The 20,329-nt window shown below is 64.9% G+C and carries 17 protein-coding genes and 3 pseudogenes; 6 read left to right on the forward strand and 14 right to left on the reverse strand.

From position 1 onward, the window contains the following. Positions 1-1,594: 1,594 nt before the first annotated feature. On the reverse strand, positions 1,595-1,948 hold the full coding sequence (locus FVP33_RS01315) for an SPW repeat protein (protein WP_147781844.1): 354 nt from the start codon (positions 1,946-1,948) through the stop codon (positions 1,595-1,597). Positions 1,949-2,343: 395 nt separating this feature from the next. Between FVP33_RS01315 and FVP33_RS01320 the strand changes: the two genes are divergently transcribed. Together FVP33_RS01320 and FVP33_RS01325 are read left to right on the forward strand one after the other, a co-directional pair. Beyond that, positions 2,344-3,294, forward strand: coding sequence for a heparan-alpha-glucosaminide N-acetyltransferase domain-containing protein (locus FVP33_RS01320; protein WP_187270531.1), 951 nt, complete (start codon positions 2,344-2,346; stop codon positions 3,292-3,294). Positions 3,295-3,540: 246 nt separating this feature from the next. After that, positions 3,541-4,320 carry a glycosyltransferase family 2 protein gene (locus tag FVP33_RS01325; protein WP_147781846.1) on the forward strand — a complete coding sequence of 260 codons (780 nt, stop codon included), beginning with the start codon at positions 3,541-3,543 and terminating at the stop codon, positions 4,318-4,320. A gap of 61 nt (positions 4,321-4,381) precedes the next feature. On the opposite strand, the gene FVP33_RS01330 is transcribed toward FVP33_RS01325, so the two are convergent. The 5 genes from FVP33_RS01330 to FVP33_RS01350 all read right to left on the reverse strand — a co-directional run bounded on the left by FVP33_RS01330 (position 4,382) and on the right by FVP33_RS01350 (position 10,133). After that, positions 4,382-5,317, reverse strand: coding sequence for an alpha/beta fold hydrolase (locus FVP33_RS01330; RefSeq protein WP_147781847.1), 936 nt, complete (start codon positions 5,315-5,317; stop codon positions 4,382-4,384). Between the two features lie 377 nt (positions 5,318-5,694). Next, positions 5,695-6,564, reverse strand: coding sequence for an SGNH/GDSL hydrolase family protein (locus FVP33_RS01335; protein ID WP_187270532.1), 870 nt, complete (start codon positions 6,562-6,564; stop codon positions 5,695-5,697). 545 nt (positions 6,565-7,109) lie between these two features. Further along, the gene (locus FVP33_RS01340; RefSeq protein ID WP_147781849.1) at positions 7,110-8,273 is read right to left on the reverse strand and encodes a thiolase family protein; all 1,164 of its coding nucleotides are present in this window, start codon (positions 8,271-8,273) and stop codon (positions 7,110-7,112) included. Further along, a complete protein-coding gene (locus FVP33_RS01345; RefSeq protein WP_246142112.1) occupies positions 8,266-9,540 on the reverse strand; it encodes an AMP-binding protein in 1,275 nt (424 codons plus the stop codon). Before FVP33_RS01345 ends, FVP33_RS01340 begins: the two co-directional genes overlap by 8 nt. Next, positions 9,537-10,133 (reverse strand): biotin transporter BioY, encoded by a 597-nt coding sequence (locus tag FVP33_RS01350; RefSeq protein ID WP_246142113.1) that lies wholly within the window; start codon positions 10,131-10,133, stop codon positions 9,537-9,539. The genes FVP33_RS01345 and FVP33_RS01350 overlap by 4 nt, the downstream gene beginning before the upstream one ends. A gap of 101 nt (positions 10,134-10,234) precedes the next feature. Here FVP33_RS01350 and FVP33_RS01355 point away from each other — a divergent pair, with 101 nt between their 5' ends. Then, a complete protein-coding gene (locus FVP33_RS01355) occupies positions 10,235-10,873 on the forward strand; it encodes a TetR family transcriptional regulator (protein WP_147781851.1) in 639 nt (212 codons plus the stop codon). Beyond that, a complete protein-coding gene (gene panD / locus FVP33_RS01360; protein WP_147781852.1) occupies positions 10,873-11,283 on the forward strand; it encodes an aspartate 1-decarboxylase in 411 nt (136 codons plus the stop codon). The genes FVP33_RS01355 and panD overlap by 1 nt, the downstream gene beginning before the upstream one ends. 156 nt (positions 11,284-11,439) lie before the next feature. On the opposite strand, the gene FVP33_RS01365 is transcribed toward panD, so the two are convergent. Further along, positions 11,440-11,874, reverse strand: coding sequence for a hypothetical protein (locus tag FVP33_RS01365; protein WP_147781853.1), 435 nt, complete (start codon positions 11,872-11,874; stop codon positions 11,440-11,442). Positions 11,875-12,201: 327 nt separating this feature from the next. On the opposite strand from FVP33_RS01365, the pseudogene FVP33_RS20190 reads away from it, so the two are divergent. Continuing rightward, a pseudogene (locus FVP33_RS20190) lies at positions 12,202-12,774 on the forward strand (transposase); the annotation flags it as partial. 155 nt (positions 12,775-12,929) lie between these two features. Here the strand turns inward: FVP33_RS20190 and FVP33_RS19730 are convergent. Then, positions 12,930-14,345 carry an IS30 family transposase gene (locus FVP33_RS19730; RefSeq protein ID WP_425460926.1) on the reverse strand — a complete coding sequence of 472 codons (1,416 nt, stop codon included), beginning with the start codon at positions 14,343-14,345 and terminating at the stop codon, positions 12,930-12,932. 63 nt (positions 14,346-14,408) lie between these two features. Continuing rightward, positions 14,409-14,489 (reverse strand): annotated as a pseudogene (locus tag FVP33_RS20195) (hypothetical protein); the annotation flags it as partial. Between the two features lie 31 nt (positions 14,490-14,520). On the opposite strand from FVP33_RS20195, the pseudogene FVP33_RS01380 reads away from it, so the two are divergent. Next, positions 14,521-14,997, forward strand: a pseudogene (locus FVP33_RS01380) (IS3 family transposase); the annotation flags it as partial. 148 nt (positions 14,998-15,145) lie between these two features. On the opposite strand, the gene FVP33_RS01385 reads toward FVP33_RS01380, so the two are convergent. From FVP33_RS01385 to FVP33_RS01405, 5 genes are read right to left on the reverse strand one after another with little or no spacing between them, the layout of a single operon-like run. After that, positions 15,146-16,633 (reverse strand): aminopeptidase P family protein, encoded by a 1,488-nt coding sequence (locus tag FVP33_RS01385; protein WP_222706593.1) that lies wholly within the window; start codon positions 16,631-16,633, stop codon positions 15,146-15,148. Then, the gene (locus FVP33_RS01390; protein ID WP_147782053.1) at positions 16,630-17,475 is read right to left on the reverse strand and encodes an ATP-binding cassette domain-containing protein; all 846 of its coding nucleotides are present in this window, start codon (positions 17,473-17,475) and stop codon (positions 16,630-16,632) included. The genes FVP33_RS01385 and FVP33_RS01390 overlap by 4 nt, the downstream gene beginning before the upstream one ends. Before the next feature lie 5 nt (positions 17,476-17,480). Beyond that, entirely contained in the window at positions 17,481-18,278 is a 798-nt protein-coding gene (locus FVP33_RS01395; RefSeq protein WP_246142114.1) for an ABC transporter ATP-binding protein, read from the reverse strand. 59 nt (positions 18,279-18,337) lie between these two features. Next, complete coding sequence (locus FVP33_RS01400) at positions 18,338-19,243, reverse strand: ABC transporter permease (RefSeq protein ID WP_147781858.1); 906 nt, start codon at positions 19,241-19,243, stop codon at positions 18,338-18,340. Beyond that, positions 19,240-20,325: an ABC transporter permease gene (locus FVP33_RS01405; RefSeq protein WP_246142115.1), complete on the reverse strand. Its 1,086-nt coding sequence runs from the start codon at positions 20,323-20,325 to the stop codon at positions 19,240-19,242. The genes FVP33_RS01400 and FVP33_RS01405 overlap by 4 nt, the downstream gene beginning before the upstream one ends. Positions 20,326-20,329 lie beyond the last annotated feature (4 nt).

The raw sequence follows: 20,329 nt of genomic DNA on the forward strand, positions 1-20,329 counted from the left end.
CCATTGCGACGCGGCCGGTTTTAGACTGGCCGGCGCTGCGCAGGTCAGCGATCTCGATGCACTCGTCCTGGGACAGGAACCAGGCGCTGAGCTGCCGCACCGTGAGGCAGTCCAATGGAGGCGTGAACCGACCAGCTCACCCTCCGATGGGTCGTATAGCCCGTGGTCCAGGCGTCTCCGACGAGCGGGACACACCACTTCGCTGGTCGCCGCCCGAATGATCCCCCCCGCTTACGCAACTCTATGAACATCCCGCTGCGCCGAGAGCGGACGACGCCCTGCCCCAACCTTCGCACGACGAGATGACAACACAACCTCCACACGGCATTGCTGCACCAACCCCCGGAAACCATCCGGTCGATACCGACCAGTTCTCGAGCGCCATCGACGCCATTGTCAACATGTCATTGGCTAGTCTTCTCCGGTGGTGGTCATGACTGTCACGGGGAGTAATACCTTGGTGCCCTCAGATTTGGGGCGCTTATGCTTGCCGGGAGTCATCCCAGACCCCGGTTGCTCCGGTGGTTGGGGTGCCGTTTCTTCCGGCGGGAGTTCCCGTGTCCGATTCTCAATTTCACCCTTCAGCGGAGTCGCGCGAATCGGAATCGTGCGCGGGCGGTCCCACCCCGCAGTGTGGACGCCCTCGTTACTCACCGGGGCGCGATCGGCTCGGTCTCCCCGGAATCGGAGCTGGATCCGCGGGGTCCGGGCATCGGCGATGGTCAGGAGAGAACAGGACTGATACTGCTCGCCCACGGCGGGCGAACGTTCCTGGTGACAGAGTCCATGGCGCAGATCTTTGTCAATCAGGCCAGGCGCATCATTAGCCTTCGCCTATCCGGACTCGTGGTGCTTGCCCACTCGGGCGGGACCGATCTGCTCCACATCTCATCGATCACCCCCTTCACGGTCAGCGTTCACTCGGCTCCCGCGGAAGAGGGGCATCGACACTCAGATTCCCCACCGACCGATGTGCGCCGGCGAGTCGGTGACGATACCCACACGGGGGGCAAGGCCAAGAAAGATCTTGGCCATGCCCTCTGTTGGTCGCGCCGAGTACCCTGACCCTGGCGAGCTTGCCATTACGGGTGGTCGGGGCGGACGGGGCCATCACTTCGCTTCAAATCATCGTTGTGTTCGCCGGAAACTCGACCTACGAAATTGAACTCGACTATCGAGTGATCGGATTCATCCGCCGAATCGGCCAAGCCTTCGACGCTCACGTCGGACCTGACATCACCTCAGATTCGGAAAGGGGCCGGTGGGAACTCTGGGACAAGGCGGCTACGTTCCTTGTTCGCGCCTCAGGGTTCGCGCCCATCGAGAGGCACACCCCATAAGTCCCTTAACGGCCAACATCCACTCCGAAACAAGCAGACGATGTGCAAACCCTAGGAGAACGGGTGCCCAGCGGTTGAGTTGCTGGCCCAAGGCGGGTAAGGGTTTGCCTCGACTGGCGCCGCAACCTCCTGATCCGAATTAGGTCGGCTTGTGACGCCGTGGTTATCTTCCCAACCCTCGGGAGGAGACGCATTCACCTCAGCCAAACAGAGGGGCTGCAGATTTGTCTGCCGCCCCTCTGCAGCCGATTACTCTAGTGGCCCGCTGGGTGTTCGTGCATGTGTCGTGCCGGCTGCACGGCCAGCGCGCCGGCGATCACTCCGACAGCTCCGCAGATCCATGACGTCCACGCCACCCCGGTCTGGGTGGAGAACGCGCCGACCCACGGTGCGATCAGAAGCAAAGCACCGATGGCGATGTGCGCCCATTCCATGGAGACCAGACCCGGCATCGCCAAACTCCAGAGTCCAGAACCGGCCAAGGCCACCCCCAGAATCAGCAACATCAGCAGGGAGCCTCCGGCTTGCGCGGTCCACATCACTGACAGCGCGGCGTAGGCGCCCGCAGCGACAACGGCCCAGTCTTGCCACCGTACCCATTTGTTCATCGATACCAACCTCCTCAGTAAGTTGGCTCCCGAATCGGGGGTCGCTCCTCACCGTAGGAGTGAGGGATCGGCCGGTCAAGGGACTATCGTCCCGCGATACGCGCTCGTCTTCACCCCGCGGGGAGTGCATTGGGTAATTGGGTCCGTCAAGGCGCCAAGGGCGAGGGACGCGGTGCACAGCCTTACGGACCATGTTGATGTAACTCGGTCCACCGACTTGTGAATCGACGTTGTCCCTCTCAGCTCGCGTCCTCCGAGCTCGCGACGGAGCCCCGTTCCGTCGGCCGGCCATTTGGTCTGTGGCAGAGCCGCACCGGAATGTCCGGAGGCGTACCGTTGACACCATGCGGTCCGGCGTCCGAGTTGAGGCAGGGGGCGCTAGAAAGAGGGCTGCCGTGGCCCAGGAATCGACTCGCGATCTCGCGATCGACCGGCTCAGGGGTGCCCTCGTCATCCTGATGGTCGGCGGCAACTATCTCGGCGGCGTGCAGATCGTGCCCGCGTACCTCAAACACGCCCCGGACATCGGCTTCACCGTCGCCGACATGGTCGCCGCCGCGTTCGTCTTCCTCATCGGCGTGAACTACGGGCCGTCCTTCGCACGGCAGCTGCGGCAGGGCGCCGTGGCCAGCTATCGGCACTTCCTAGTGCGATACGTTGCCCTGTTCGGGATCGGCGCCATCCTCGCGGTGGGGGCGACGAACGTGGCTGGTATTGCGACCGACTGGGGCGTGCTGGAAGCGATCGGGGTGGCTGGCCTGGTATGCCTTGCGCTCATCCGGCTCCCTGCCTGGGCGCGTTTCGTCATCGGGTTTCTGATGCTGTGCGGCTATCAGTACCTGCTCGACAGCTCGATGCTCGCGGCCGTGCTCCACTCCGTGCACGGCGGCCCGGTCGGGGCGCTGTCCTGGGCCGCGCTGCTGGTACTGTCCACGGCAGTAGCGGATGTTTGGCGAAAGAGACGCGGGCCGTTCGCGATCTGCTGCGCGGCGTTGGTGGTTGCGGCGGCGATCTCCGTGTTGATCGTGCCGGTCAGTAAGAACCGGGTATCCCTCAGCTACGTGTTGGTCACCCTTGCAATCAGCACCTTGATTTTTACCGCCGTCGAGTTAGGCTCACGAGTCACGTCGAACCGCGCCGGCTTCTTCTGCTGGTGGGGAGAGAACCCGCTCGTCCTCTATCTACTCCACCTGCTCCTCCTCGCGATAGTGGTGCTCCCGGGAGTGGAATGGTGGTACGCCGGAGCCACCGTGGGGCTCGTCGCCCTGCAATTGGTCGTGATCCTCACGATCATGTCTGTGATCGCGTGGGGGATGCACCGTCGCAGGTTCAGGATCCGGCTGTAGCCGGCCGCAAATGCTGGCGTGATGGCAGCGTCTGGCCGCTTGCAGTAGTCGCGGACATGGAGATACGGAGACCCGGTTTTCAGGCTGGTCGTGTGTCGAACGCGGTGCGATGTCGCGTTCGGCAGACGACCATCGTCGACTCGGGGAGCCACGGTGAGCTGCGAGCGTCCATCGTCTAGTGGTGAAGGGGGAGGCCCCGTGTATGGTTGCTGTACTCCGGTGACGCGGCTAGAGAAGCAGGGTTAGATGACCACCATCTCCGTCGTGATCCCGAGCTATAACGATGCGCCCTTCTTAGGGGTCTGTCTGGCGGCTCTTGCGGTGCAGACGCGGCTGCCAGACGAGGTCATTGTTGTCGACAACGCCAGCACGGACGCCACCGCGGCTGTCGCGTCGGCCGCGGGTGCTCGGGTGATTGTCGAGTTAGCGCACGGGATCTGGCCGGCAGCGGCTGCCGGGTATGACGCGGCAAAAGGGGACGTGATCGCCCGTCTCGACGCGGACTCAGTTCCCCCTGTGGACTGGCTTCAGCATGTCGAGGCAACGCTGGCGGGGCTTCCGGAGGTTGACGTGGTGACCGGTCCTGGTGATCTCTACGGCTGCGGGGTGCTTCTTCGATTCATCGGGAGGATCGTCTACATCGGCGGCTACTTCTGGGCAGTTGGTCACCTGATCGGAAATCCGCCGATCTTCGGATCAAACTTCGCAATGCGGCGAGCTGTCTGGCAGGGAGTCCGCGAAGTGGTGCATCGGGCACGGACTGACATTCACGATGATCTCGACCTCAGCCTCCATCTCGATCCGACGGTGACAGTGCTTTATGAGCCGACTCTCCGGGTCGGCATTTCCGCGCGACCGTTCAGTACCTGGGCGGGGATGGTCCGCCGAGTGCGCTGGGCATGGCGGACACTCCTGTTGCATTGGCCTGAGGAGCTGCCCAGGCGCAGGCGCGCCGCGAGGCGGCAACTCGGCCGCTCCACCACCGGGCACCACGAGAGCGATCTCCCGCCGATCTCACGTTTGTGAGTGAAGTATGGAAGCGAACTGGATGTCGTGGTCGGCCAGGGAGCAAGGGAGAGTCCTGCACTTATCGTCCAGCGCGAGAGCCGGCGAGGGTGAAGAAATCTCGCGCCAACTGGTGCGGGACGGTTTCGCCAATACTGTGCCCGCCGTCGGGGTAAACCTCCAGCGCGGCTCCAATTCGCACAGCGAAGCTCTCGTGCAGCGGTATGGGCCACAAGTCGTTTCGACCAACCGCGACGAGCATCGGGACGGGACTGTCGGCGAGGCGGGAGTCCAGGTCGGGAACGTGCTTCATCAAGTCCATGATGTCGTCGACGCTTCGTCTGCTGGTGTAGTCGAATCGCAACCGCAGGAGAGCCAGCCGACCAGGGTCCGCTCGACCTCGGTTGGTGACGATGCCCCAGATAAGAAGTCCTGCGATCATGCGCGGTCGAATAAGGTAGCTCAACCGACCGATCCAACGCACACCGCGAAAGGCCTGGCCCGGCTGAGGCGGGGCGCCGAGGAGGGTGAGGGATGCAAAGAGGTCCGGGCGTTCGAGGAGCGCTAATTCAGCGACTATCCCAGCGAACGAATGCCCGAACACGTGTGCCGGTGTTGGCCCGGCTTCAAGGAACGCGATGAGGTCCGCCACAAACAATTCGTAGGTGTACCGGACCCCAGCAACCGGTCCGGCCGCCGACGATTCGTACTGGCCGGCAAGATCGAAGCTTTCCACGAAGTAACCGGCGGCAACCAGAAGCGGCATAAGGAGGGTGAAGTCTTCCTTCGATCCGGTGGCCCCCGGAACGAGAACAACCCTGGTCCCGGCGGCGTCGAGTGCCACATCGCCGAGGGCGATTGCCGCGAGCGAACCACTCGGCGCGCTGAACCGGAAGGGCTGCGTGCCTAAGGGCAACACTGTCCAGTCCATATCGGGAATGGCCCCGTCGAGAACCGCGGATTGGCTGGGCTGCGCCATCTCTCGTCGCGCATCACGTCGCCTCGCCGAAACAGACATATCGTCAGGCTACCGCGCACGAATGAAGTGCGGGGTTCCTGCACATCGTTGCCGTCTCTCAGGGTCATCCGACGAACTCCGCGGGCTTCTCGCCTCCGAAGCATCAGTCGGGCTGCCCGACCACGCCCGGGTTCGCGATGCATGCTCCCTTCAGCCTGACTCAGCCTGACTCAGCCTTGAGCAGCGAAAGAAGATCGGTGGTTACGCTGCACACGTCAAGGAGTCAACCCAATCGACGGCATCCCTGACTCGGCTTTTGGAATGCCTGTCGTCAGTTGTGATGGAGATCTTGTGACCGAGGGCGCGGACTCAGATCAGTGATCGTCATCGACAACGATGCAGCGGAGAATCGGTGGGCAAGCCCTCGACCCACAGGTTCAGCTCGCGCCGAGATTCTCGCTGCCCGATTCGCGCCGATCCGAATTGGTGTCGGTTAATGCCTGCAGAGTTGTCGCGGCGAGGACGCGTGCCCACATTTCGTGCAGAGACTTCCAGGAGAAGGCATCCTGCACATACATATCTCCTACTCGCCAATCAGGGAACGGCACGAAGGACACATCAGGTGCCCGAGAAGCGAGCTCGTGCGTGACACTGTTCAAGCGATCGATCTGAAGTCTCAGCATCTTGCGACCAAGAGGCGGTACAGGCCGGAAGTCCACCATCGGTGGAATGCCGGCAAAGACGACTCGGCGGTTCGGTTCGGTGTGGTTGCGGAGCTGCTCGAGTATCGTTTCGAGGTTGGATTTCCAGGCGTTCGTGCTTGTGGCGAGCAGCACATCTGGGACGCCGAGCATGACCAGCACGACGTCAACCGGGGTCGCGTCGAGAGTCGACATTTTCGCGACCCGCGCGGCGGTGAGATCGTTCGCCGAGATGGTCGTCCACGAACAGCCTCTCCCGCAGGTCTCGGCGACGAATCGTGCGGTCTTGGCGACAGTCGTCATCCCCTGGTGCAAAACTCCGTACCCGGACACCGTCACATCACCGATGAACATCAGCCGGACGGGGTCAGGTCCTGGGATGACACGCTCCGGGTTATCGACGGGAAATTGAGCCCGCCGGACATCCAGTTTGTACAGGGCGAGGTGGAGGCGAAGCACGGGGCGTGCAAGAAGAATGAGTACAGCGGCCACTCCAGGGGAAAGCGTGGCCGGCCGATCGCCAGCCGTGAAGAAACCCCTCACCAATTCAGCACTCCATTCGGTGCCCGCGCCGTGCCATCCGCCTGGCATGAATCTCGCCGTCATGCCAAATTGGACATGCACGTACGAACGGGACATCCACGGTTGATGCTGGCAGGATCAGGCTGAATTCGCTGCCCCCCGGTCGGGGGCAATTCGCATAGAGCAACTCCTATGGCAGGGACACGTCCGGATCCGGTCGGCGCGCTGCACTGATCGAGACCGTGGGCTGCACGCCCGGTCCCATAACAGCAGCTCTCCACCGGGCAGATCGCGGGCAGCGAAGAAACGACCCAACGCTGCTTGGGGGAAGCAGCGTTGGGCTTTTCGTGCGCCTTTGTCAACTCGGATCTCTGTGATTCACAGGGACACGATTCTCAGCACACCCTGCGTCGTCGGGGGAACGACGAGAGTTCAACATCGAGAATCGCACACTTCCGGTTTTGGACGCTTCTAAACGCTATCGCATGTCCTCCTTAACGAGGACACGATGTCGTACCCCAGTTGTGGGGGATTCGAGATCTGGGACAGCGGTCGGGCTCAGACCAGCAGCGCGAGACGCACGGCAAAGTTCTCCGACACTGCGTCGACGCTTATCTAGGCATGCGGCCTCATCGCACGACCTTGAACAGGGCGGCCACGCCCATGCCGCCGCCGACCGCCGCCGTCGCGATTCCGAGGGTGCCCGCCGGGGCGTTGCCGCGCACGAGCCGGGAGAATAATCGAACGACGCTCACGGCTCCGCTTGCGCCCCACGGATGGCCGAGGGCGAGGGCGCCGCCCTGGGCACAGACCCGTGGATCGGCGACGCCGTCCGGAGCTAGGCCGAGCAGGTGCAGAACGGCGAGTGTCTGCGCCGCGAACGCCTCGACGATCTCGAACGCGGCGACGTCGGCGAGGGTCACGCCCGCGTCGGCGAGTGCCCGAGTGATCGCCGCGACTGGGCCGATGCCCGGAAGCGCCGGGTCGCAGCCGACGGTCGCCGCCGCCACCAGGGCCAGTCCCGGCGTGGTTCCGCGGGATCCAGCCGGCACCATGGCGACGGCGGCGGCGCCGTCGCTGATCCGGCACGAGTTGCCCGCCGTGACCGTGCCATTGAGTTCTCCGTCCGCAGGGGCGAACAGCGGGGCGAAACGGCCAAGCATCGCCGGTATTCCGGCGCGCGGTCCGTCGTCGACCCGCACGTCACCGATCGCCACGATCTCCTCGTCGAACCTGCCGAGCCGGTGGGCGTCGTAGGCGAGTTGATGGCTCCGCGCGGCGTAGTTGTCCTGCTGGTGTCGATCGATGTCGTACCTTAGGGCGAGCGCTTGGGCGGCGGGGCCCATCTCCGGATCGGGAAATCCGCTCGGCGCGAACGGCGCCCGAAAGTAGGCGATCCCGGCGAAGGTCCGCGTCGGCGCGGTCGAGGCGCTCTCGACTCCGCCGGCGAGTTGCAGGCGGTCGTCGCCGGCCCTGATCGCCTCACCCGCGGTGATGATCGCGGACAATCCGCTTCCACATTGCCGGTCGACGGTCATCCCGGGAACGGCGACGTCGATCCCTGCAGCGAGCGCCGCGAGCCTGGCAATGTTTCCGCCGGGGCCCATGCAGTTGCCGAGCACGACATCGCCGATGTCTGCCCGCGCCCCGGTGGCGGCGCGCGCATCGTCGACACAGGCCCGGATCACGGGAGCGGCGAGGTGCTCGGCGGTGACGTGGGCGAGTCGCGCGCCTTTGGTCGCGATCGGGGTGCGGCGTGCGGCCACGACGACCGGCACCCGGTCGCTAGTCAAGGCGGCGCACAGAGCCTGCCAGGACGGCGTCGCGGGCCGCGGCTCGGGCCGGCTTTCCCGTGGCGGTGCGAGGCAGATTCTCGGTCCAGAACCAGCGGCGGGGCAGGTGTGAGAGCGCCAACCTTGTGCGGGCTTGTTCTCTGAGCTCGCGTGCGGAGGGAATCGGGTTCCCGGCGGTTGTTTCGACGAGCGCGGCGACGAGGGAGCCGGTGCCCGCGTTGGGGACTCCGAAGACGATAGCGTCCTCCACTGCGTCGATCGCGCGCAGGGCCGCTTCGACGTCCTCGGGAATCACGGTCGCGGCCGCCGTCAGGATCGCGCCGTCCCGTCGGCCCCGCAGCCGCAGCAACCCCGCCGAGTCGGCATCCACAACGTCGCCGACCGTGGCCCAGCCCTGGCCGTCCCGCCGGAGGGCGCCGGTCGTCGCGGTCATCGAACCGGACGCACCCCCGAGATATCCCGCCGCGAAATAGGGGGAACGCACCCACAGGTCGCCCTCGTCCACGCGGACCTCGACACCAGGGAAAGGCCGGTAGCCGAGCCCATCGGCATCGACCGCCACGAAGGAGAGCTCTGCAGCTCCGTAATACGACACCACGCGGATGCCCGCCGCCTCGGCCCGTTCCCGCAGGGCACTGTCAAGGTGCGCGCCTCCGACCAGCGCGGCACGCAATCGGTGTGACGCACCGCCTTCGATGACCTCGACGGCGGCAGCTAAAGCGTTCGGAGTGCCGTGCATCACCGTGGCGCACTCCAGATCGGCTGGCGAGATCGTGTGCGCCTGCGGGAGGATGATGCCCGCGCCGAGCGACCGTGCATGGGCGACCGAGAAGAGCGAGAGGGACGAGGCGAGCGGCGCCGGAAGGTAGACGACGTCCGCATCGGTGAGTTCAAAGAGGCCCGAGACTCCCGGGAACGACGCGGACCAGGAGCTCTCGGTGCGCAAAATCACCCGCGGGGCGCCCGTGCTTCCCGAGCTGAATGTTGCCCACGCCATGCCGGGCACCGGTTCGGCGTCGTCCGCCAGCCGACGCAGTCCAGCCCACAGGCGCGCATCCCACCGGTCATCGCCGAGCAGCGGGATGCCGCCGGATTCCCGCAGCGCGAGAGCCTCTATGAGCGCCGCGACCCGGTCCGCGTCGATAATCGGAACGACGCGGCCCGGCGTGCTGTCTCGCTCGCCCCGTGACCGGTCGATGCGCGCCTGCAATTGGGTCTCGGTCAGCGAGACCGACCCGCAGGAGACCGCGACCCGGTCGACCGTCACGGGGTGTTCGCGCCCTGCTGCACGGGCGAATCAGCACGCTCCGCCAGGGCTGAAGCCTCGGAACCGCGACCAAAGGCCCGCGGATAGGCCCGCCAGAGCGCCAGTGTGATGAGCGTCGTGACGACCACCTTGAGTATGTCTCCCGGGAGGAACACGGTGCTCGAGAGGGCTGTCTGGGCCAGCGAGAGCTGAGTCACGAGGGCCTGGACGGGAATGCCGAGCGCGTAGACGACGACGACACCGCCCACGACGCAGCCGAGGGCGGTCCGCCACCACGTGGGCCTTCGGGTGCCGGCACGGACGATAGCGCCGATGACGAAGGCCCCGAAAATCCAGCCGGCCAGATAGCCGGCCGACGGGCCGACGAACACGCCGATGCCCCCGCGTCCCCCCGAAAGCAGCGGAAGCCCGAGGAACACGAGCGCCTCGAACACGGCCACGGCGGCAGCTCCCCGCCACCGGCCGAGCACGGCACCGGCGAGCATCACACCGAGGGTCTGGGCGGTGATGGGAACGGCGCCGCCGAAGACCGGGATCGCCCCGGGAATGCCGAGCACGGCGATGATCGCCGCGAAGACCGCGATCCGCGTCACGTCGCGAATGTCGACTCGAATTCGACTGCCCACCCTGTACTCCCTAACCTGAACGCTGTTCACCTGAACACCGTACAGGACGCTGGTACGATAACGGAACAATGTCACTTCCAGAAACGGTCGGCACCCGGTCCACCCGCCATTCGCGCGACGATGTCGTCGCGGCGGGCCTGAGGATCCTCGACGAGCACGGGCTGCCCGACCTCACCATGCGGCGGCTGGCAGCGACGCTCGATGTGCAGCCGAGCGCGCTCTATTGGCACTTCGCCAACAAGCAGACGTTGCTCGCATCCATCGCCGACCAGATCGTGTCCCGCGCCGCGCCGGCGGGGCGCACCGACGACGAGTGGAACGGCACGGCCCGTGCGGAGGCCGAGGCACTCCGCGACGCGCTGCTGGCCTTCCGGGATGGGGCAGAGGTCGTCTCGAGCACCCTCGCCCTCGGGCTCGGCGCTGACGAGGCCCAGAAACGGCTCTCCCGCGCAATCCATCGCGGCGGTTACGACGACAGGACGAGCGAGATCGCGGCGGCGGCCCTGCTCCACTTCATCCTCGGCCACGTATCGCACGAACAGCAACGTATCCAGGCCGACAGCCTCGGTGTCGTCGCACTCGGGCACTCGGCGGACCCGTTGGGTGCCGTCGCCGGCGACCGCGGGCGCGAAGCCTTCGACTTCGGAATAATACTCCTACTCTCGGGGCTCGAACTCCGGGCCCACGCCCGCACGAAGCACACCTGATGCTGCGAACGATGCTCACCGGGAAGATCCACCGGGCGACGGTCACCCACGCCGATCTCCACTACGTGGGTTCGATCACCGTCGACCAGCTCCTGCTCGATGCCGCCGGGATCCTGCCGGGAGAGCTCGTGTCGGTCGTCGACGTCACCACCGGCGCCCGGCTGGAAACCTACACAATCGCCGGCGAGCCCGCGAGCGGCGTCATCGGGATCAACGGAGCCGCAGCACACCTCGTGCACGTCGACGACATCGTCATCATCATCGCCTACGGCCTGTTCGCCGACGACGAGGCAGCACAGTTCCGGCCAAGAATCGTTCACGTCGACGCCGCAAACTCCATCGTCGAGATCGGCTCAGACGCCGCAACCGCCGTCGCCCCTGGCCTCGAACGAGCACCCTTCGCGCTCTGACGCGAGAGGAGATCTCTCACCTAGGAACCCTGAACCGGCGCCCACCTTGCAGTTGACTCTGACGCTCGCGGCATTGGAGCTATGGAGCGGCACTGGGAGTTGACGGATCTTCAGAGCACCTGAGATTGCAGAGGCGCAATTTCAAGCCTCCCGTAGCTAGTGGGTTCGGCGCCAGTCGCGACCCTGGCGAGTAATATCCCCCCGCCGGCGAGCGATCTCGTCCTCAAAGGCTGGAATCCAGACCGTCGCCCTTTCCTTCCGCAAGCTGCGGAGCACCGGGCGGAGAAGAAACGGTATTGCGACAATCGCTCCACCAATGCCAAGGACCGCGCCCACGACGAGTGATGTCCACAGGGGTGCACCCTCGGGAACCGGATTTTTGATCGGCGAGACAAAGAAGCCGACGAACGATACGAAGACAGCCACAAGGGCAATTTGAGTGTCGTTCGCATGGTCGTTTGCTCGCAGCCGCAGTTCTGTCAGAACTGTTAGCTGTATTTCTCGCGTTGCATTGCCGAAGCTCAGAACACGTTCCAGGGTGACTTGGGTATCGGCGTAAATGTGCGGAGCTGCTTGCGGGGAGAGTTTCACGGAGACGACGCTAGTGGCTAGGACCGACGATGCGGGTGACTCTCATTCGAATCACTAACGAGGTCAATTGGATCCCTGGTGCCACTGCTGGCCACGAGCTGATTCAGCGTTTCCGGACATGAAGATCTAGCCGCATTTCCTTCGGTGTATCAATAGCAGTAGTCACAGGATTGATCGAATCGAGTGTCTATACCTCAGGTAGCAACGTTGAGATCTGGCGTTGAGACTTCGAACTCAGGTTCTTCCGCAGTAGTAGCTGGTCCTGTCTTGGTATTCCAGAATGGGTGGTTGGGAGAATGTGGCTACATCTGAGAGGGGAGTCGTCACATGCCCCGTCCGTATCCGGCCGAGTTCCGTGAGCGCGCGCTTGAACTCGTGCGCTCTGGTCGGACCGTGGTAGAGACTGCGGAGTTGCTTGGGATCGCGCAGTCCTGCCTATACCGATGGAAGCAGCTGGACCTTGTCGACCGGGGGCTCAAGCCTGATAGTGCGCGCGTCGAGTCTCGCACTCTTGCGGTGGCGAAAGCTCGGATCCGGGATCTCGAGGAAGAGGTCAAAATCCTGCGGAAGGCGGCCGAGGCCGTGGAGCAGGTGGTGCCCCCAAAAGAACGCTTCCGTCTCGTGGACGAGCTCCACGCTGACGGAGTGAGAGTTCGCCGGGCTTGCCAGGCGCTTGGGGTGTCGACCTCCGGTTACTGCGAGTGGCGGGGCCGTGCGCCGTCTGCTCGCTCGATCCGGCACGCATTCCTTACTGATCTGATCGGCCAAATCCATGACGCCTCTTACGGGATATACGGCCAGCTGCGTGTTCGTGCTGAGCTGCAACGCGGCCACGGCATCATCGTCGGCCGCGGCACTGTCGCCCTTCTCATGCAGCGCGCAGCCCTGTCCGGGCTTCCGCTCCGACGCCGCGGCAAGCGTTCCCCGAACCAGGTCACAGTCACGGACCTCGTGAAGCGGCAATTCACCGCGTCGGGTCCGGACAAGCTCTGGGTCACCGACATCACAGAACACCCGAGCCCTTGGATTCCAGCAGTCGTCGCAACACGCTCTCGTTATGAAGCTTCAAGTAAAGCAGTGAGACGCTCAGCGGGCGTGTCCCAGTCGAGGGATTTTCGAGGCCGGTCATTCAGCTCGGTGGCGACTTCAAGAAGACGCCCGACGCCGTGCGGGGCAAGGTCGGTGCCCTTGGGGAAGTACTGCCGGAGGAGCCCGTTGGTGTTCTCGTTGCTGCCGCGCTGCCAGGGGGATCCCGGGTCTGCGAAGTAGACGTCGAAGTCCGTCGCGACGCTGAACGCGCGGTGTTCTGCCATCTCGGCGCCCTGGTCCCAGGTCAGCGATTGCCGAAGCGATGCCGGCAGGTGCCGGACTGTGGTGATCAGCGAGTCGCGGAGAGCTTCCGCGTTTCGTTCGCGGCCGAGGTGGGCCAGCATCACGAAGCGAGTCGTCCGCTCGACCAGGGTGGCGATCGCGGAGCCGCCCAGGGCGCCGATGATGAGGTCGCCCTCCCAGTGGCCGGGAATCTGTCTGGTCTCGACCTCGGCCGGTCGTTCGCTGATTGGCCGCATTTGATCGACGAACCGTGGACGTCGTGCGTCTGGCTGCTTTCGAGGTTTCCGGGCGACGCGACCTCGCCGCAGCTGTGTTCCGAGTTCCCGTCGCAGCTCGCCACGGGCGTGGACGTAGATCGCCTGGTAGATCGTCTCCGTGCTCACCCGCATCTCCTTCGCGCCCGGGAACTCTTTGACCAGTCGATTGCTGATCTGCTGGGGCGACCACTTCCTAGAAAGCTTCCCCTGAATGTAGGCGCGGAGCCGGTCGTTGGCGACGACTTTCGGTGTCCGTGGCCGTGCTCGCCGTGTCACGGACAATCGGTGCGCAGTGTGCGGGAGGTAGCCACGCGCCGAGACGGTGTTGCGTTGCAGCTCGCGGCTGATCGTCGACGGCGCCCGTTGCATCACGACCGCGATCGCGCGGATGGACAATCCAGCGCGGTGAAGATCGTGGAGATGCTCACGCTCCACGACGCCGAGGTATCGGGGGTGGATGATCTTCTCGACGATGTTCAGGTCGACGGTTCCGCCGATGGCACGGGATCTTCGTTCAGGCACGACCCCATTGTTTCTTTCCGGATACCTGACCACGCGCCCATCGGGATAGATCCGGCCTCGCTTGATGATCGTGATCCCCTTGTCCCAGTCCGTCGCAGACCGGGTATCCGCACCGACCGCCGCACGGGCCTGAGCGCGGGTGAAGCCGGTGGCTCGGAGCCGGAGGAACTCGTCTCGTCGTGGATTGACCCTGCGTGCTTCGCTCGTGGAGATGCCGGCCTTTCGCGCCCACGCATATGCGGTCGGACGGTGAATACCTAGCTCGACAGCGACAGTCGAGATGATCTGACGCTCAAAGACCAGCCGCAGAAACTCGGTCTTCAACTCCGGCGGATAGATGCGCGGAACGGCCCGCTTCATCGTCAGACCCGTCTTGCGTAACCAGTTGTAGCCGGCGTTCTCATTCACCCCGACTGCTCGCGCGGCAGCCCGAACCGTGCCGCCTCGATCGAGAAGCCGGAAGAACTCGTCCTTCTGCTCGTCCGTGTACTTCTTGCCCGCCATCGCCGCCACCTTCCATCAGGTGTTGCGACGACTGCTGGAATCCAAGGCCCGGGAGGGGAAGCTTTACTGCTGCGTCGTGATCGACGTGTTCAGTCGACGCGTTGTTGGCTGGGCGATCGATTCCGCGCAACGCGCGGATCTGGCGACGAACGCACTCGGCATGGCGATCGACTCCCGCCGGCCCTCAGCCGGGACGGTCATCCATGGCGACCACGGCAGTCAATTCACCTCCTGGGCCTTCACCGCCCGGGCCAAGAACGCCGGGCTGCTCCCATTGCTGGGCACCGTCGGTGATCCCTATGACAACGCCGTAGTCGAGTCGTTCTGGGCCCGCATGCAAGTCGAACTCCTCAACCGGCGCCGGTGGACCACCAGAGTCGAACTCGCCAATGCGATCTTCGAGTACATCGAGGGCTTCCACAACCGGCGACGCCGGCACGGCAGTCTCGGGTGGGCAACCCCGCTAGAGTTCGAGAACCAACACCTGAAAACCATCACAACTCCATAGCCGCTGTTCCGGATTACCAGGGCAGGACCAAGGTGTCCGGGAAAGCGGGTCAGGCTCCCCAGGCCCAAAACAGGTCATTGGGTTTGGCGTGCCCGTGAACGTCGAGCGAGGGTGGACGAGGCTGCGGCCACTCACCTAACGGAGCTCGCTACACGGCCCGCTTCGACATCCACTCCTCGATGACTTCCGGATCTCGCGGAAGATCCGCGGAAAGATTGATCGACGATGTCTCGGTGACGAGCAGGTCGTCCTCAATTCGGATCCCGATACCCCTCAACTCCTCGGGGACCCTCAGGTCGTTGGCCTGAAAATAGAGCCCCGGCTCGACTGTGAGTACGTTGCCCGCCGACAGTGTCCCCGTCAGGTACGAGCCCTGCGGAGCGTGGTTGCAGTCGTGCACGTCCATGCCGAGCATGTGCCCTGGGCGGGAGATGCTCCAGCGCCGGTGGTACAGGGACTCCGGGGCCATCGCCTCCTCCACCGAGCACATGAGGACGCCGAGTTCGATCAACCCTTCGGTGAGGGCCAGGCCGCACGCATCCTGGTAGTCCTGGAACAGGACTCCGGCACGCAGCGCGTCGATGCCGGCCTGCTGGGCGCGGAGCACGATCGAATACACGTCACGCTGCAGTGGGGTGAATGATCCGGAGACGGGGAGCGTCCTTGTGATGTCCGCGGAGTACAGCGACGGGAGTTCCATCCCCATGTCCATCAGCACGAGGTCGCCGTCACGGAGACGGCCGGTGTTGGCGGTCCAATGCAGCGTAGTCGCATGTCCGCCACCGCCGACGATGCTGCCATACGCGGGGCCCTCGCCCTCGAGACGCGCGCGACGGTTGAAGGTGCCCTCTACGTAGCGCTCACCGCGATCACTGGCGCGGGCGCGATCCCATTCCCGGACGCAGTCCTCGAACCCGAGAATGGTCCCGTCTACTGCGAGTTGGAGCTGGCCGAGCTCCCAGTCGTTCTTGATCAGGCGCAGCTGGTCCAGTGTCGCCTTGAGCGCGAGGTGCGGCGCGAACTCCGCGCCACACGCCTCCCGTACCATCCCATCCACAGCGCGATCCAGCGTGGGAAGGACGCGGATGGTACGCGCACGCGCGGCCGCGCGCGCAAAGTCCTCCGGCAGGTCGACGAGCGCCCTGCACTCGATACCCAGCGCATCCTGGGTTTCGGCCAGCGAGGGCCGTGGCCCGACCCAGAGGTCACCCTGGCCGTCGTTCTGCCAGAACTCGTCGTTCGTGCGACCGGATGGCGCGTGGAGGTAGAGCACGGAGCCCGCTTCGCCACCCGTCGTGTCGACCATCAGCACGCTCGACGCACCCGTATTGCCCGTCAGCCAGACATGGTCCGTTCCCGGGCGAAAGCGGTAGTCGTTGTCGTTCGACCGTGTTCGTGTTTCGCCGCACGGGATCACGAGAAGCTCGGCAGGGAATGCCTGGGCCAGACGAGAGCGACGCTCGGCCGTGTAGGCCGATACCGGATTGTCGGGTGCAAGCACGTGAGAGGCATCGCCCCAGCCGTCCAGCATGAAGGCGCTGTTACCCGGGAGGGTGGCCCGATTGGCGGCACGCGGCATTGCCCAGGCGGGGGCCTCGGTCGGGTGAAGCACCGGATGCGAGTCGACGGTGGTCACGAGGCTGTCCTTTCGAGCGCATCCGGAATCTTCTCGGTCCAGGTCAGTCGGTCCGCCTCGAGCGGAGTGATTGGAAGACGGCCGGCGCCGTCCGGCACAGGGATGGCCGCGAGAAGCGCCCGGGTGTAGGGATGAACGGGGTTCTGCCAGATCGACTCCGTGTGGCCTGATTCGACGATTCGCCCGCAGTACATTACGAGCGTCCGGTCGGCGATGCGACGCACCACCGACAGGTCGTGCGAAATAAACAGCATGCCCGCACCGGCCTCGAGGCAGAGCGAGCGCATGAGCGCTGCGACGCTGGTCTGGGTCGAGGCGTCGAGAGCCGAGATCGGCTCGTCGGCGACGAGCATCCGAGGGCGCGCCGCGAGAGCCCTCGCGATTGCGATGCGCTGTTTCTGGCCGCCGGAAAACTCGTGCGGGTAACGACGCGCTGCCGTTGGATCGAGACCGACGCGCTCGAGCCACTCCGCCGGATCGGAACCTGCGTCTCCCCGGAGCACCGCTGCCCGCACGCCGTCCGCAATCTGGTCACCGACCCGGCGACGCGGATTGAGTGACGAGTTGGGGTCCTGGAACACCATCTGCATCCCTGTCAGGGCGAGGGGGCGACGACGGATGCCGAGCACGGGCACCTCGTCGCTCCCGAATTTCACGCTACCGGACCCGAGTCTCTCGATGCCGACAACCGCTCGCGCGAGACTCGACTTGCCACAGCCGCTCTCGCCGACGAGCGCAACAACCTCGCCCGCTGCGATCGCGAGGGAAACACCGTCGACTGCCCTGAGCGGCGGTCGCCCGCGATACTCAACGACAACGTCGGAGGCGGTGAGCACCGGCATGGTCGTCACTCGATCGCCTCCGTCCTGGTGGCGTTGAGCAGCTCCGCGACGAGCGCCTCCGGTGATTCCTCGAGCTTCGACCCAGGAAGCGCCGCGAGCAGTGACCGGGTGTACGCGTGCTGCGGGTCGGTGAAGAGTTGTTGTCGTGGCGCAGACTCGACTATGACTCCGGCGCGCATAACCGCCACCTCATCGGCCACGGCACTCATGACGCCAAGGTCATGGGTCACAAGGAGCACGCTCAGGCCGGCGTCATCGACGAGCTCCCGAAGCAACTGCAATATTCCCGCCTGGACGGTGACATCGAGGGCCGTCGTCGGCTCGTCCGCCAGCAGGACGTCGGGTTCGCACGCGAGGGCGACGGCGATGGCGATGCGCTGGCGCTGGCCGCCCGAGAACTGGTGAGGGAACTTCTTGAGCGCGCTCGTCGGATCGGGAACCCGAACACGCTCGAGGAGGGCGCGTGCACGATCACGCGCATCCCGTTTGCCCAGCTTCAGGTGGTGTCGCATGTGGTCGGTGAGTTGCCGGCCCACCGAGAGCTGCGGATGCAGGCTCGTCGACGGATCCTGGAACACCATGGCGATGCGTCTGCCACGGATGCCGGCGAGCACCTGACGCGGCGCACCAAGAAGTTCCGTGTCGACGTCATTGGTATCGAGAACGACCGAGCCCGATGTCGTCATCGATTCCGGGAGCAGCCCGAGGATGGCCAGCGCGGTCACGGTCTTGCCTGAGCCCGACTCGCCCGCGAGGCCGTGAATTCGACCCCTCTCCAGGGTGAGATCTATGCCATCCACCACGGCGCGGGGCCCCCCTTGGGTTCGCACATCGATTTGCAGGTTCGTGATCCTGAGGATGCTCATAGGGTGAGACCACCTCCCCGCAACGTGTTTGATTTCGGATCCAGCGCGTCACGCAGCGCGTCGCCGACGAAGTTGAACGCGACGACGATGGTCAGGATGGCGAGACCGGGAAACAGCCCGAGCCACCAGGAATCGAAATTCTGGATGGCGTCCGACACCATCGAGCCCCATTCGGCAGTCGGCGGCTTTGCGCCGAGCCCGAGAAACGACAGCCCGGAGAGGAGGAGGATCGCCGTTCCGATATCGAGGCTCGCAAGGACGAGGATCGGACCGACAATGTTCGGGGCGATGTCGCGCCAGAGGGACTTCAGGGGCGAGAAGCCGAGCAGCTGTCCGGAGACGACATAGTTCGACTGGCGCAGAGCCAGCACAAGACCCCGCGTGAGCCGCGCATACGAGGGCCACGACACGATCAGTGCCGCCAACACCGCGTTGAGCAGCGAGGCGCCGAGCGCCGCAGCGATGACCATCGCCAGGATCACAGTGGGAAACGCCATGACCAAGTCGGTGATGCGCATGATCAGCTCATCCACCCAGCGCCCGAAGAAGCCGGCGATGGCCCCAAGCACGGCGCCGATCAGCACGGACATCACGACGAGCAGGAGTGCGAGCGGAATCGTCACGCCCGCGCCGGACAGCACGCGCGAGAAGACGTCGCGACCGAGCTCGTCGGTCCCCATAAGAGTCCCGTGGCCCGGTGCCTGCAGGATGGCAAGATTCTGCGCGAGCGGATCATGCGGCTCGATCACGGGAGCGATGATCGCCACGATGATCCAGAGGACGGCGACCGCGGCGCCAGTGATGCCGAGCGGCGAGGACCACCGACCGAGGCGCAGCCGTGGACGACGCCAGCGGAGCCTGGTGGGCTCGAGTTCGTCCTTCGTGAGAAGCGGGCGCGTCATGCGAGCCTCACCCTCGGGTCAAGGATGCCGTAGAGCAGGTCAACGATCAAGTTCACGAGAAGGTACATGACTCCGATGAGGAGGCCCACGCCCATGACTCCAGGGAGGTCGAGGTGGGAGGCGGCTTGGTATGCGTAGCTGCCGATGCCCGGCCACGAGAAGATCGATTCGACGAGCACAGTGCCGCTCAGCAGGCTTCCGAAGGCGAGTCCAACGACGGTGAGCACGGGGATGCTCGCCCCTCGCAGAACGTAGGACCACACGACCGTGCGCGTCGGCAGCCCCTTGGCGCGGGCGGCACGAACATAGTCCTGGTCGAGGATTTCCAGCACTGCGGTGCGCACGAACCGGGTGAGCAGGCCAACGGTGTAGAGGGTGAGCACGAGCACCGGAAGGAAGAGGTGCGAGAGCGCGTCGAAGAAGGTGTCGAGCTGCCCGGCGAGCAAGGCGTCGATCGTATAGAGCCCCGTGATCGTGTGCGGGGTGTTGAAATCGGAGCTGAGACGACCGGAGCCGGGCGCGATGTGAAGTTTGAAATATAAGAAGTAGTACAGCGCGAGCGCGAGCCAGAAGGTCGGGACACTGAGCCCTGCCAGCGAGACGACCCGCAGCACGTGATCGGAGACCTTGCCGCGCCGGTAGGCCGCGACCGTTCCGAGCACGACGCCAATGACGACGCTGAGCACGATCGCCCCGATAGCGATCTCGAGAGTGGCCGGAAGAGCCTGGGCAAGGTCGGCCGCGACCGCGTCGTGTGTCGTGGTCGAGATGCCGAGGTTGCCGTGCAGGAGGTTGCCGAGATAGGTGAAATATTGCACGACGAGAGGCTTGTCCAGCCCGTACTCGGCGCGGAAGTGCGCGACGATCGCCGGGTCTTCGGCCGCACGCTGGCCGAGCGATGCGGCCACCGGGTCTCCGGGCACGAGGTTGGTGAGGATGAACGTGACCAGGGTCACGCCGATCACCAGCAGGATCGAGGTGATGACCCGCCGGCCGGCATACCGAAGAAACGGGTGGGAGGCCCGGACCGTGCGTGCGGTTTCCCCCACGCGCACGGTCCGGGCCGCCGAATCACTCGTCAAGAGC

The organism is Lacisediminihabitans profunda, assembly GCF_008040105.1.
Classification (GTDB): Bacteria; Actinomycetota; Actinomycetes; order Actinomycetales; family Microbacteriaceae; genus Lacisediminihabitans; species Lacisediminihabitans profunda.